The following is a 13,818-nucleotide window of genomic DNA, read 5'->3' on the forward strand; positions in this document are numbered from 1 at the left end:
CCAGTTCGCCCTTACCCGCCCACCACCAGATCATCGCGGTGGATCATCTCCGAGCGGCCGCTGATGCCGAGGATGGTCATCACGTCAGGCGAGGAGCGGCCCTTGATCCGCTCGGCGACCTCGGCGTCATAGGCGATCAGGCCGCGGCCGATCTCGCTGGTGTCGGGGCCGCGGACGATGACGGCATCGCCGCGGGCGAACTGGCCCTCGACCTTGATCACGCCGGCCGGCAGCAGGCTGGCGCCGGCGCGCAGCGCGGTCACCGCGCCGGCGTCGATCGTCAGCGTCCCCTTCGGCTCGAGCGTGCCGGCGATCCAGCGTTTTCGCGAGGTGATGGGATTGGCTGGCGTCAGGAACCAGGTGCAGCGGCCGCCATTGGCGATCGCCTGCAGCGGATGCTCGATCTTGCCCGATGCGATCAGCATATGCGTGCCGCCAGTCGTGGCGATCTTGGCGGCCTCGACCTTGGTGCGCATGCCGCCGCGCGACAGCTCGGACTCGGCGTCGCCAGCCACCGCCTCGATCTCCGAGGAGATGCTCTCGACCACCGGGATCAGCTTTGCGTTCGGGTTGTTCTTCGGCGGCGCGTCGTAGAGGCCGTCGATGTCGGACAGCAGCACCAGCAGATCGGCGCTCGCCATGGTGGCGACGCGCGCGGCGAGGCGGTCATTGTCGCCGTAGCGGATCTCGGTGGTGGCGACCGTATCGTTCTCGTTGATGACGGGGATGGCGCGCCACTCCAGGAGCTTGCCGATGGTGGAGCGGGCATTGAGATAGCGACGGCGCTCCTCGGTGTCCTGGAGTGTCACCAGGATCTGTCCGGCGCCGATGCCGTGGGCCCCGAGCACCTCCGACCAGATCCGCGCCAGCGCGATCTGGCCGACGGCGGCGGCGGCCTGGCTCTCCTCCAGTTTCAGCGGGCCGCGCGGCAGCTTGAGCCGGCTGCGGCCGAGCGCGATCGAGCCGGAGGACACCACGAGGACGTCGCGGCCCTCCCTGTGCAGCCTGGCCATGTCGTCGGCGAGCGCGGCGAGCCAGGAGGCACGCACCTCGCCCCTGTCGGAATCGACCAGCAGCGCGGAGCCGACCTTGACGACGATGCGGCGGAATTGACTGAGTTCGGGGCTGGCCATGTGCGTATGTTTTGGCGCTACGGAAATTGTTCGGGTGAGGCCCGCTTTTGCAGCAGGACGATGGCCGGCGCAAGGCGGGCAGAACGGTAAACGGCGAAGGTCGGCCTTGTCTTGCCGGCCAGCCCGGTTCTAATGCCGCCAACCAATCGCGGGCTGGACGGGAAACGAATGGATCGCCGTAAATTCATGGCCGGATGTCTCGGTCTGCCGCTGCTGGCGCAGCAGGCGGGTGAGGCGCACGCGCAGGCTGGCCTCACCAAGATCATCTTCCCGTTCGCGGCGGGGGCGGGCGGCGACACGCTGTGCCGGCTGATCGCGCAGGAAATCGCCCCGATGCTGCAGCGGACCGTCGTGGTCGAGAACCGCACCGGCGGCGACGGCCTGATCGGCATCAAGGCGGTGAAGGGCGCGAGCCCCGACGGCAGCATGGTGCTGGTGACCACGGGGCCGACCATGTACCTGCTGCCGATGGTGGAGACGACGCCGAGCTTCGACACGGCGAAGGATTTCATGCCGGTGTCGCTGCTGGCGCGGTTCGAGTTTGCGCTGGTGGTTGGCCCGGCCATGGATGTCGCTGACTTCAAGGGATTCGTCGCGTGGCTGAAGGCGCATCCCGACAAGTCCTCGTTCGGCGTGCCGAGCAACGGCACCATTCCGCACTTCGCCGGCTCGAAGCTGGAGAAGGATCTCGGCATTGCCCTGACGCGCGTGCCCTATCGCGGCAGCGCGCCGATCCTCAATGACATCATCGGCGGTCATATCTCATTCGGCATTACGACATTGGCGGATGCGCTGCCGCAGCATCGCGCCAAGGGCGTCAAGATCATCGCGATCAGTAGCGCCGAGCGTTCGCCGTTTGCGCCCGAGGTGCCGACGCTGAAGGAGAGCGGCATCGATCTCGTTGCCGATGCCTGGTACGGCATGTGGCTTCCCGCCGGCAGCCCGCCGGAATTCGCCAGCAAGCTCGGCGCCGCCGCGAGTGCGGTGCTTGCCAAGCCCGAGGTGAAGGAGAAGCTCACGGCGATCGGGCTGATCCCGGTCGGCAGCAGCGCGGATGCCCTGACCAAGGAGCTCGCCGCCAACATCGCACTATGGCAGCCGATCGTGAAGGCGACGGGGTACAGGATCGAGAATTGAATCTCTCCTCCCGTCATTGCGAGGAGCTCGCGACAAAATTGCGTAGCAATTTTGCGCTGATGCGACGAAGCAATCCAGCGCCCCTCCGCGGAGAGATTCTGGATTGCTTCGCTGCGCTTGCAATGACGGTGCGTCTCACATCTTCGCGCGCTGGGCGATGCCGTCCTTGATCGCGGCAAGCTCCGCTTCGTCCCAGATGCCGATCAGGATCCCGCCCTTCACCTGGAGCTGGTTGTCGGCATAGTTCGCGATCCTCTCGCGCGGCGTGGTGATGTGGTCGTTCGGATGCAGCGCCCAGTCGAACAGGTCGGCCTGGAGCCGCGAGATGATCGCAGCGCATTCCGGATCGTCGCCGCGATCGACATATTCGTCGGGGTCGGTTTCGAGGTCGTACAGCATCGGGCGGAAGCCGGAGGCGTGGATGTATTTCCAGCGGCCGTCGAACACCATGAACAGGCGGCAGCGCTCGATCGGCTGGTTCAGCTTCAGCCGGACGTCCTGCATGGAATAGTCGTATTCGGAGAACGCCACCTTGCGCCAATCGGCTGGCCTCTCGCCGCGGAGCAGCGGCAGCAGCGAGCGTCCTTCGAGGATGTGGCCCGGCACCTTGCCGCCGAAATAATCGACGAAGGTCGGCGCGAGATCGATGCCCTCGACCAGTGCATCGCTGCGCGTGCCCCGCGTCGCGTCGGCCTCCTGCGAGGGATCGATGATGATCAGAGGGATCTTTGCGGACTGCTCGTGGAACAGATCCTTCTCGCCCATCCAGTGATCGCCGAGATAGTCGCCATGATCGGAGGTGAACACGATCATGGTGGTTTCCAGAAGGCCGCGCGCCTGCAGAAACTTCATCAGTACGCCCATCTGGTCGTCGATCTGGGTGATCAGGCCCATATAGGTCGGGATCACCTTCTCTCTCGCCTCGTCGCGCGCCATGTTGCGGGAGTAGCGCATGTCCATGTAGGCGCCGAACACCGGATGCGGATTTTGCCGCTCGCGCATCGAGCGGATCACCGGGATCATGTCCTCGGTCGAATACATGCTGGCATAGGGCTCGGGCGCGATGTAGGGCCAGTGCGGCTTGATGTAGGACAGATGCAGGCACCACGGCCGGCCATCGGTCTCGGCCTCGCGGATGAAATCCATCGCGCGCCGCGTCATGTAGGGCGTCTCGGAATGCTCGTCCGGCACGCGCGCGGCCTTGTCGGCATGCACCAGCAGCCAGCCGTTCTGCAACGAGCCATCTTCGGCTGCGCCTGAATTGGCCCAATGCTCCCACGGATTGGGGGCCTCAAAACCGTGCTTTCGCAGATATTCGTCGTATCTCGGGCGTGGCCGGCCGCTCGGATGCAATCCGTCGTCGCGCTCATAGGGCTCGAAGCCGCATTCGGCGACATGCACGCCGATGACGGATTCCGGCGGGATGCCGAGCGCCTTCATGCCTTCGAGGTCGGGCGCCATGTGGGTCTTGCCGACCAGCACGTTGCGCACGCCGATCTTGTTGAGGTGATCGCCGAGCGTGGGCTCACCGACACGCAGCGGCCAGCCGTTCCAGTGCGAGCCGTGCGAGCGCATGTAGCGGCCGGTATAGAACGACATCCGCGAGGGCCCGCAGATCGGCGACTGCACGTAAGCCTTGGTGAAGAGCACGCCACGCCTGGCCATGGCGTCGATGTTCGGTGTCTTCAGCGTCGGATGGCCGGTGCATCCGAGATAATCGTAGCGAAGCTGGTCGCACATGATCCAGAGAACGTTCTTCGCGCGCGCCATGCGTCATCCCTGAAATTTCTTGATTGTTGGATGCTGCGCTATCGAGGGCGCGAAGACAAGCCAGCGGTGCGCGTACTCTCGGCCACGCATTCCAATCTCAGGCCGACCACGGCTCCGCTTCGGCCGCACTCTTGGCCTTGGCTGACACCGGGGCCTCGCCGATCACATCGACCAGCGCGCGCAGCGCTTCCTTGACGCCCTGGCCCGTCGCGCCCGAGATCAGCAGCGGCGTCTTCTTTGCGGCGCGCTTCAGCCGGTCCTTCTGCTTCTTCAATTCGTCCGGCTCGACCGCGTCGATCTTGTTCAGCGCGACGATTTCGATCTTGTCGGTGAGCAGCCCGCCATAGGCGTCGAGCTCCTTGCGCACGGTCTTGTAGGCCTTGCCGGCATGCTCGCTTGTCGCGTCGACCAGATGCAGCAGCACGCGGCAGCGCTCGACATGGCCGAGAAAGCGGTCCCCTAAGCCGGTGCCTTCATGCGCGCCTTCGATCAGGCCGGGAATGTCGGCGAGCACGAATTCGCGGCCGTCGGCATTCACGACGCCGAGCTGCGGATGCAGCGTGGTGAAGGGATAGTCCGCGATCTTCGGCCGCGCGGCGCTGACCTTGGAGAGGAAGGTCGACTTGCCGGCATTGGGCATGCCGACGAGGCCGGCGTCGGCGATCAGCTTCAGCCGCAGCCAGATCCAGCGCTCTTCGCCCGGCTGGCCGGGATTGGCGTTGCGCGGCGCGCGGTTGGTCGAGGATTTGAAATGCGCGTTGCCGAAGCCGCCATTGCCGCCTTCGGCCAGCACGAACTTCTCGCCGACCTTGGTGAAGTCGTGGATCAGCGTCTCGCGATCCTCGTCGAAGATCTGCGTGCCCAGGGGGACCTTCAGCACGATGTTCTTGCCGTTGGCGCCGTGGCGGTCCGAGCCCATGCCGTTCTCGCCCTTCTGGGCCTTGAAGTGCTGCTGGTAGCGGTAGTCGATCAGCGTGTTGAGGCCGTCGGCGACCTCGATGATCACGTTGCCGCCGCGGCCGCCATTGCCGCCGGAGGGACCGCCGAACTCAATGAACTTCTCGCGGCGGAACGCCACGCAGCCGTTGCCGCCGTCACCGGAGCGGATATAGACCTTTGCTTCGTCGAGGAATTTCATGGGCCATAGGTAGGCCAGCCTGACACCCGGGGCAACCCGGGTTTGCCCGCAAATCGGCCGAAATTTGAGCGATTTAGGCCCCTCGCTTAACCAGCCGGCCGGCGCCGGATCAGGAATTTCTGGGTGCCTTCCAGCACCAGCTCCTTGCGCTGGTTGAACACCGTGCTGCGAAGCGTCACCGTGCCGGTGGTGCGGCCGGGCACGAGCTCGGTGACCTCGAGCGCGGGATAGATTGTGTCGTCGGCGAAGACGGGCTTGAGGAACCGGCTCGACTGCTCGAGGAAGCCGACCAGGGACTCCTCGACCATGAATGGAAACAGCCCGGCGCCGGGCGCGGTATGGATCAGCGTCTGGAAGCCGTGGGCGAGCAGATGCGGCGTGCCGCGGGCGCGGCAATATTCCACATCATAGTGCACCGGGTGGGTGTCGCCGCTCGCGGTCTGGAAGGCCGCGAACACCGCGCTGGTCTGGGTCCGGCTCGGCAGCACGAAGCGCTCGCCGACAACGAAATCCTCAAACCAGCGTTGCGCGGGCATCATGCGGTGCTGGGCCGGGTCGAAATCCATCATGACGCAAGCTCTTGTCTCGGTGAGGTGCTTATCGCTACCGCGATGCGACGGGTGCGACAATCCGTTCAATTCGGCTTGTGCGGGCTTGTCGCGGCGGCTCACAACATTAAAACGACCTCAAGCAACGCTATTCGCCGAATCCTGATGCTCTCTCCCCGTCATTGCGAGAAGCGAAGCGACGAAGCAATCCAGACTGTTTCCGCGGAAGGACTCTGGATTGCTTCGCTTCGCTCGCAATGACGGCCTTTCGCAGCCCGTTCAATGCCCTTCTTCAAGAAACTCTCCGCCTATGACGACCGCTCGGCGCGCCTCGCCGGCATCGCTCTCATGGTGCTGTCGATCTCGATGTTCTCGTTCGGCGACGCCATCGGCAAATTCCTGGTCGGGACGTATTCGGTGGGGCAGCTCCTGTTCCTGCGCGCAAGCGCGGCGCTGTTGCTGCTGTCGCCGATGATCTGGCGGCAGCGTCATCAGTTCCTGCATCTGGAGCGGCCGGGCCTGCAGCTGTTTCGCGTCGTGCTGTCGACGCTGGAGGTCGCCGCCTTCTTCCTGGCGACGGTCTACCTGCCGCTCGCTGATGTCATCACCTATTATCTCGCCGGCCCGATTTTCGTCACCGCGATGTCGGCCATTTTCCTCGGCGAGAAGGTCGGCTGGCGGCGCTGGACCGCGATCCTGGTCGGCTTCTGCGGCGTTGTGATCGCGCTGCGGCCGTCGGCACAGACGGTGAGCCTGCCGGCGCTGATCGCGCTCGGCGGCAGTCTTTCCTTCGCAACCTTGATGCTGATCACCCGCAGCCTGCGCAAGACGCCCGACATCGTGATGGCGTCCTCGCAATTCATCGGCACGTTCTCGCTGGGGGCCGTGCTGTCGGCCTTCCACTGGGTGCCGCCGACGCCAGGCAGCCTGGTGTTCTTCGTGCTGGCCGGATGCATCTCGGTGACGGCGCTGTTCTGCGTCAACCGCTCGCTGAAGCTCGCGCCGGCGAGCGTCGTGGTGCCCTATCAATATTCGATGATCGTCTGGGCGGTGATCTTCGGCTTCGTCGTGTTCGGCGACGTGCCTGAAATCGCCACCATCGTCGGGGCCGCGGTCATCATCGGCGCAGGATTCTATATCTATTTGCGCGAGCGCGATTTGGGTCGCGCAAGTGAAGAGGTGAATCCACCGGTGTAGCCACAACCCCGCTGTCGTCCCGGCGAAGGCCGGGACCCATACCCCCAGGCAGCGGTTTGGCGAAGACTCGGGGTGGGAGCCTTCGCCTCACGACCATTCGTGGTTATGGGTCCCGGCCTTCGCCGGGACGACACCGTGAATGGAGCAGGCAGCAGGCCTACCTCACCCGTCTCGCGCTGCTCCAGCTCTTCAGCGACGACCACACGCCGCGGGAGAGGCGGAAGCAGTCGACCGGGGTCGAGGAGCCCAGCGCCAGGAAGCGATGCAGCTGCACGCCGCTCCACTGGAAGCCGCACTTCTCCAGCACGTTGCGCGAGGCCGGATTGGTGACGCGCGCACCGGCATAGAGATGGTCGTCCTCGAACTCCTCGAAGAAGAAATCGATGGCGCCGCGCGCGGCCTCGGTGGCAAAGCCCCGGCCCCAATGCTCGACGCCGAGCCAATAGCCGAGCTCGGCATTGTCGGGCGTGGAGCGGTCGATGCCGACCATGCCGATCGGCCCGCTGTCGTGCTCGATCAGGAACACGGTCTCAGCTCCGAGCGCGGCAATGTGCCTGATAAAGGCGACGGCATCGTCCAGCGAATAGGGATGGGGCAGGCGGCGGGTGTTTTCAGCGACACGGCGGTCGTTGGCGAGGCGGGCGATGGTGTGGGCGTCGGCAAGGGTCGGCCGTCGCAAGGTCAGCCGTTCGGTGGCGACGACGCTGGGTCTCGCCTCGGCCAAGGTCACGCCTAGAAAGTCCTGCAACATGTCCGGCTCCGCTGGAAGTCACTAAGTCAAAAGTGATTTGGTCAAACGAAAAGGGAGGCCGGTTTCCCTGCCTCCCCTGGAGCCTTCGATCTGTTCGATCTTTCGGACTCCGCCGGTTCGGTCAAGGACCCGGCGGACTCCATATGATCCACCGTCTATTCAGCCGCCTCTGCGAGCGGGAGCACCGCTACGAAGGTGCGTCCGTTGGCTTTGGCCTGGAATTCAACACGACCCTCGATCTTGGCGAACAGAGTGTGGTCCGTGCCCATGCCGACGTTGAGGCCGGGATGCCAGGTGGTGCCGCGCTGACGCGCAATGATGTTGCCGGGAATCACGCGCTCCCCGCCGAACACCTTGATGCCAAGGCGCTTACCCTTTGAATCGCGACCGTTGCGCGATGAACCGCCTGCCTTTTTGTGAGCCATGGCTCGTCTCCGAAATCCTGCGTATCTTCTAGGTCAATTCCTTGACGGAATCATTTCAAAACGTCGCACGCCTCAATTCGTGAATGGGCGTGATCGTTTCAGGTTTACTCGGCAGCTTCCGCTGCAGGCGCCTTGGCAACCTTTTCCTTCTTCGGACGCGGGCCCTTGGTGGGCTTGGCGCCGTCGGCCAGGATCTCGGAGATGCGGAGCACCGTGATCTCGTCGCGATAGCCGCGCTTGCGGCGCGAATTCTTGCGGCGGCGCTTCTTGAACGCGATGACCTTGGGGCCGCGCTTGTGGTCGAGCACCTCGACCGCAACGGAGGCACCGGCCACCGTCGGAGCGCCCAGCACCGGCGTGTCGCCGCCGAGCACCAGAACTTCATTCAACTGCACGATCGAGCCGACTTCGCCTTCGATCTTGCCAACTTCCAGGACATCATCCGGCACGACGCGGTATTGCTTGCCGCCGGTTTTGATGACTGCGAACATCGTTTTTTTCCTTCGTGTTCAATCCCGGCCTCATGACTATCTGCCAGGGGCCGGCTTTTTGTCAGTCGCTATGGGTTTAGGCGTTTTGTGCGGGCGGGAGTTATCCCTTTGAAAACCCACGCAAAAACATGCGGCGCGAGAAACGCCCCGCGCCGGTTGTGCGGACTTATAGCCGCAAGTCGCCAAGAGTCAAGGAAAAGCGGGCGAAAAAGGCCCGGATTAGAAGGATTTGGCCAGACCGCCCGAATTGCCGCAGCCGAGCAACCAACCGGTTCCCTCGCCGTTGTCTTTCCAAATCCGAAAACGCGGGCAAGGGCATTTCATGGCAACGGACGAACTGGTCAAGACCACGGGCATCGCCAATCACGGCGGCGAGCGGCTGCCATCGGTCGATATCGACAGCTTCAATATCGAGTTGAAGGACGACGACGGTTTTCTCGGCGACCGCGCCAGCAAGGGCGCGTTCCGCGAGATCCTCGAGCGCTGGCGCAAGCCGCTGCGCAAGACCGGCGAGGACCCGTTCGGCAAGGAGCCGTCGGAGAACATCAGCAAGAAGACGCTGGATTCCATCCTGATCAGCGACGACGTCGAAGCCTCCGCCGTGGTGCACAGCGCCATCGAGGAGTTCGCCCAGGAGCTCGCTTATGTCACGCGCCGGTTCCTGAAGACCAAAGCCTGGGCCAAGACCGAGCGCATCGTGGTCGGCGGCGGCTTTCGCGATTCGCGCCTTGGGGAGCTCGCGATCGCGCGCGCCGAGATCATCCTGAAAGCCGAAGACTTCAAGATCGACATGGTGCCGATCCGGCATCACCCCGATGAAGCCGGCCTGATCGGCGCGCTGCATCTGGCGCCCTCGTGGATTTTCGAGGCCTATGACAGCATCCTCGCGGTCGATATCGGCGGCACCAACATTCGTTGCGGCCTGGTGGAGACGGGCTGGAAGAAGGCCAAGGACCTCTCGAAGGCCAAGGTCGTGAAGTCAGAGCTGTGGCGGCATGCCGACGACGAGCCGACGCGCGAGGGCGCGGTGAAGCGGCTCACCAAGATGCTGAAGGGGCTGATCACCGAAGCTGACACCGATGGCTTCAAGCTCGCGCCGTTCATCGGCATCGCCTGTCCCGGCGTGATCAACGCGGACGGGTCCATCGAAAAAGGCGCACAGAATCTGCCGGGCAATTGGGAGAGCAGCAAGTTCAACCTGCCGGCGAGTTTGATCGAGGGCATTCCTGCGATCGGGGAGCACGACACCGCGATCGTGATGCACAATGACGGCGTGGTTCAGGGCCTCTCCGAGGTGCCGTTCATGCAGGACGTCGATCGCTGGGGCGTGCTCACCATCGGCACCGGCCTTGGCAATGCGCGTTTCACCAACCGCCACCGCGACAGCGGCCAAGGTAAAGATAACGGCAAGGACCGGGATGCTGCGGAGGGGAAGAAAAAGCCCAAGGAAAACAATAAGGAAAACAACAAGGACTCTGCCAAGGCGGACTAGCCAGCGTTTGGACACCGGTTCGCGTCAAGAAAACGCGTCAACCAGGGTAACCTTGACTGGTTAGGTTAAGGACAACTTTGCGTTGCAGTTCCCTAAACGCACGCTAGGGTGGAACCGTCGCCTCACGCAGGCCTGCGAAGCCGCCCTTCCTGGCCAGCATTTCGATTGAAGCGGCACGGGACCGCCAGTGTTTACCGCGTCTGGCGGTCCCACCCCGTTTTCAAAGCAATGATGGAATGAGGCCGGTTCGCGCCCGGAAACAGGTGCGTTCCCTCCCCCCTTGTGGGGAGGGCTAGGGAGGGGGGTGGCCCAGGAAACGGTGCCGGTTGTTGACGATGCGAGGGTGGGCCACGGAGAGAATCCCCGTGTGGCACCCCCCTCCCTGACCCTCCCCCACAAGGGGGGAGGGAACGGAGACAGCGCTCGTGTGAGACGAACGCGATTCGACTCGTCTCGCCAGTTGCCTCGCCCCTCAACACCACCCGATCCGCTCAAAGAACCCCGCGATCTCCGCGGCCGCCCGATCCGGATCCTCCCGATGCGGGAAGTGCCCGACGCCGGGAAACATCGCGAGATCAAGATCGCTGAACGTCTCCCCCAGCCGATCCGTCCATTCATACGGAAACAGCGGATCGTGTTCGGCCCAGCGTACGCAGGTCGGCACATGAATCGGCGGCATCCGCGGCGCCTCCCCCTTCATCATCGCGATGCGCCCGGCATGCGAGGCGCGATAATGCGCAAAGCCGCCGGCGAGATTGCCGTCCCTGAAGTAGGTGTCGCCGAACAGATCGAGCACGTCGTCGAAGGCGTCCTTGCGATGCGCCCAGCCTTTAAGGAAGTGCGCGATATAAAGCCGGCAGCTTTCGCGGCTCGCGCCAACGAGCCGAGGGGCCATCTCCATCTGCTGGAACGACTGGTACCAGATGTGGTTGAGCCTTTCAGGCGCCGCCATCCGCGGCCCGATCCCGGGATAGACGAAATCGAACAAGAACAGCCCGGCCAGCCGCTCCGGCACCTGTCGCGCCAGCGGCTGCATCACCGCGCCGCCGACATCGTGGCCGACCACGCCGAATCGCTCGATGCCGAGCCCATCCATCAGCGCCAGCATGTCGGCGGCGTGGCCGTCAGGCCCGTAAGCGCCGTCAGGCTTGTCGCTGTCGCCAAAGCCGCGCAGATCCGGCGCGATCAGGCTGAAACGGTCCGAAAGCCTTGAGATCACCGGCTCCCAGGTCAGCCAAAACTCCGGCCAACCATGCAGCAACAGCAGCGGTTTTCCCCTGCCGGCGCGGACCACATGGAATTTGGCGCCATTGGCGGAGATGGTGAGGTGCTCCATGGCAGTTCCTCCGGCTGGCAAGTGCTCTGTTAGACCATGATGAGATGAGGTTTCATTCGCCGCGACAAGGCAGGTGCGCTCCCTCCCCCCGCTCTTGTCTCGCCGAAGCCCGCCTTCGGGCGAAGGCGGATGCGGGGGAGGGTTGGGGAGAGGGTTTCTCCGCAACGGGACACTCCCCCGGAGGAAAGGGCGGGAGGTACACCAAGCCAGCAACGGCTCGATTCAACCCAATCTCATCGCGCTTTAGGGGGGCGTAGCTGGTGCGGGGCTGAAACAGGCAGCGGATTTTCCCGAATCGCGCCTTGTCTGGCCCGCCATCCTCGCTTATGAACGCCCCCAACCACAGGGGCCCTGCTCCTATATGGCGCCTTCAGGAGAGGTGGCAGAGTGGTTGAATGCACCGCACTCGAAATGCGGCATAGGTGCAAGCCTATCGGGGGTTCGAATCCCTCCCTCTCCGCCAGTTACTGAAATGCTCCTCTCAAATCGCTAAAATCCTTCGCGTTGAACATCAATGGTATCTCGATGCGTTGCCCGGCAAATTTCTGGGCAAAGGGCTCCACCGAAGGTTGCTTGTTCCAAGTGCATTCACTAATTTCGAGTCGTTGGTAGCCGTTTCTTACCCGAGACGACCTCCAGACGGTGATCTGTCAGTTGCCCAGCGGGTCGCGCGTCAGCGTGGCAGCCGCGAAGCTCCACCTGCCAGCACAAGCGTCCATGACGCTGCGTTGGCGCGACAGAGCAACGGAGGGACCGATGCCCAGGGTGCATAAACATAAGAGCAGGGCTGCGGGCCTTTACGACGAGGCGGCGAAGGGGCGGAAACGGAAAGCCGGCATCACGTGTTCGCGATTTGTTCTCATCGCGAGCTTGGCGGTGATGGCCTGTCTGCAGGTCCGACTTGACCTCCAGACGGTCATCTGTCAGGGGCCCAGCGGGTCGCGCGTCAGCGTGGCAGCCGCGAAGCTCCACCTGCCAGCACAAGCGTCCATGACGCTGCGTTGGCGTCCCGTTCAATCAGGCTTAGGTGCTGCACCCACATAGCTCGACCCTAGGCCTGGGAGAACGATGTCCGCCTCAACGCCGAGCCGCATCCTTTCGAAATCAAAGCTGATGCACGCGTGGCGGCTGTCACCCGATAGCACGTCCAAAGCTGGCGCCCCAGGAGTCGATGGAATCACTGCAGCTCAATTTGCGGCCCGGCTTGAAACCAACATAGCCTCTCTCGCAAAGACGATCCGCGATCGACAGTATGGTCCATCGAAGTTGAGAGGAGTGGCGATACCGAAATCAACGTCTAACGAAAAGAGATTGATCTGCATTCCCACGATCAAAGATAGGATCGTTCAACGAGCGCTCGTGAAGCACTTCACCGCGGGAAAGAAACTCCCGATCTACAACTCTTCGTCTTACGGCTTCATCGAAGGGCGCGGCACGAAGGCAGCGATCACTCGGGCACTTGAACTTAGACCGCAATTCGGATGGTGCCTTAAAACAGATATAGAAAGCTTTTTCGATCGTATTCCTCGTGGTCCTCTCAAGGACAAGGTAGACCGCACTCTGCATCGTAGTAGCGTCGCGCCTTTGGTCAAGAAGTTCATCGACTGTGAAATCCGCGAGGAAAGTCGGTTACGTCCGATTCTCAAGACGCGTTGTATTAAGCCAGGAGTCGGGCTTCGCCAGGGAATGCCGCTCTCTCCAATTCTCGCCAATCTAATCTTGTCGCCGTTCGACAACGATGTCCAATCCGTGAAGATGGAGATGATACGCTACGCGGACGACATCTTGCTCTTCTACGAGACAGAGCAGAAGGCCAAGGACGGGCTCAAGTTCATAACGGATCGTTTGAATCGCCTCGGCTTCTCGATACCCGAGCTGGCCGATCGATCGAAGACCCGCCTCATCGGACCGCAGCAGCCAGTCGATTTCTTGGGGCGCCAAATAGTCTTTCTCACCTCCGAGCAGCAATTCGTCTCCAAGATTTCTAGAGCGCACATTGCAAAGATCAGAGAGTCCCTAGAAGACCAATTCAACTTTGAAACCCGATCGAAAGAGGGGAGTGACTTTCAGGAAACCATAGTTGATCTCTCAAGGTCCGTCTCTGCGTACCTCGGAGCTTATCGAGACGCCTACAACTTCATTGCGCTGCAATCTGAATTGAGTTTTTGCACCCGGAAAATCATGGAAGGTATTTACGAAGATGTGTTTGGGAGGTCGATACTGGACAACGTGACAGAGCGGGGACGAAATTTCCTGGGGATCGGAAGCCTTGATCGCGTGGAGCTATCGGCTGATTTCGAGGATTGGGACTAGCGCTTCGTCAGTCCTGTTGAGTATCTCGATCCGATACACGATACCTTGCTAAGCAGGACAGCTTCGGACCAAAGTTTCATAATTTCG

12 protein-coding genes and 1 tRNA gene are annotated in these 13,818 nt (G+C 62.7%); 5 read left to right on the forward strand and 8 right to left on the reverse strand.

What is annotated here, in order from left to right; genetic code table 11:
* Positions 1–11 precede the first annotated feature (11 nt).
* Positions 12–1,133 carry a glutamate 5-kinase gene (gene proB, locus XH80_RS17450; protein WP_271599625.1) on the reverse strand — a complete coding sequence of 374 codons (1,122 nt, stop codon included), beginning with the start codon at positions 1,131–1,133 and terminating at the stop codon, positions 12–14.
* Positions 1,134–1,301: 168 nt separating this feature from the next.
* Here proB and XH80_RS17455 point away from each other — a divergent pair, with 168 nt between their 5' ends.
* Positions 1,302–2,270, forward strand: coding sequence for a Bug family tripartite tricarboxylate transporter substrate binding protein (locus XH80_RS17455; protein ID WP_271599626.1), 969 nt, complete (start codon positions 1,302–1,304; stop codon positions 2,268–2,270).
* Positions 2,271–2,405: 135 nt separating this feature from the next.
* Here XH80_RS17455 and XH80_RS17460 read toward each other — a convergent pair whose 3' ends face one another.
* The 3 genes from XH80_RS17460 to XH80_RS17470 form a co-directional block, all read right to left on the reverse strand.
* Entirely contained in the window at positions 2,406–4,040 is a 1,635-nt protein-coding gene (locus XH80_RS17460) for an alkaline phosphatase family protein (protein WP_271599627.1), read from the reverse strand.
* A gap of 97 nt (positions 4,041–4,137) precedes the next feature.
* Positions 4,138–5,178 carry a GTPase ObgE gene (gene obgE / locus XH80_RS17465; RefSeq protein WP_057740805.1) on the reverse strand — a complete coding sequence of 347 codons (1,041 nt, stop codon included), beginning with the start codon at positions 5,176–5,178 and terminating at the stop codon, positions 4,138–4,140.
* An 86-nt stretch (positions 5,179–5,264) separates the two neighbouring features.
* Positions 5,265–5,747: a MaoC family dehydratase gene (locus XH80_RS17470; RefSeq protein WP_271599628.1), complete on the reverse strand. Its 483-nt coding sequence runs from the start codon at positions 5,745–5,747 to the stop codon at positions 5,265–5,267.
* Between the two features lie 261 nt (positions 5,748–6,008).
* On the opposite strand from XH80_RS17470, the gene XH80_RS17475 reads away from it, so the two are divergent.
* Positions 6,009–6,923, forward strand: coding sequence for a DMT family transporter (locus tag XH80_RS17475; protein WP_271599629.1), 915 nt, complete (start codon positions 6,009–6,011; stop codon positions 6,921–6,923).
* Between the two features lie 157 nt (positions 6,924–7,080).
* Here the strand turns inward: XH80_RS17475 and XH80_RS17480 are convergent, their stop codons facing one another.
* From XH80_RS17480 to rplU, 3 genes are all read right to left on the reverse strand, one after another.
* Positions 7,081–7,674: a GNAT family N-acetyltransferase gene (locus XH80_RS17480; RefSeq protein WP_271599630.1), complete on the reverse strand. Its 594-nt coding sequence runs from the start codon at positions 7,672–7,674 to the stop codon at positions 7,081–7,083.
* Positions 7,675–7,829: 155 nt separating this feature from the next.
* Positions 7,830–8,099, reverse strand: a complete 270-nt coding sequence (rpmA, locus tag XH80_RS17485) for a 50S ribosomal protein L27 (RefSeq protein WP_092234086.1) — start codon at positions 8,097–8,099, stop codon at positions 7,830–7,832.
* A 104-nt stretch (positions 8,100–8,203) separates the two neighbouring features.
* Complete coding sequence (gene rplU / locus XH80_RS17490; RefSeq protein ID WP_057740817.1) at positions 8,204–8,590, reverse strand: 50S ribosomal protein L21; 387 nt, start codon at positions 8,588–8,590, stop codon at positions 8,204–8,206.
* 322 nt (positions 8,591–8,912) lie between these two features.
* Between rplU and XH80_RS17495 the strand changes: the two genes are divergently transcribed.
* A complete protein-coding gene (locus XH80_RS17495; protein ID WP_271599631.1) occupies positions 8,913–10,082 on the forward strand; it encodes an ROK family protein in 1,170 nt (389 codons plus the stop codon).
* A gap of 472 nt (positions 10,083–10,554) precedes the next feature.
* On the opposite strand, the gene XH80_RS17500 is transcribed toward XH80_RS17495, so the two are convergent.
* Positions 10,555–11,418, reverse strand: a complete 864-nt coding sequence (locus XH80_RS17500; RefSeq protein WP_271599632.1) for an alpha/beta fold hydrolase — start codon at positions 11,416–11,418, stop codon at positions 10,555–10,557.
* Positions 11,419–11,791: 373 nt separating this feature from the next.
* On the opposite strand from XH80_RS17500, the gene XH80_RS17505 reads away from it, so the two are divergent.
* Positions 11,792–11,881: transfer RNA gene (locus XH80_RS17505), tRNA-Ser, on the forward strand.
* Positions 11,882–12,486: 605 nt separating this feature from the next.
* A complete protein-coding gene (locus XH80_RS17510) occupies positions 12,487–13,731 on the forward strand; it encodes a reverse transcriptase domain-containing protein (RefSeq protein ID WP_271599633.1) in 1,245 nt (414 codons plus the stop codon).
* Positions 13,732–13,818 lie beyond the last annotated feature (87 nt).

Source organism: Bradyrhizobium sp. CCBAU 45384 (genome assembly GCF_028128665.1).
GTDB classification, from domain to species: Bacteria; Pseudomonadota; Alphaproteobacteria; order Rhizobiales; family Xanthobacteraceae; genus Bradyrhizobium; species Bradyrhizobium manausense.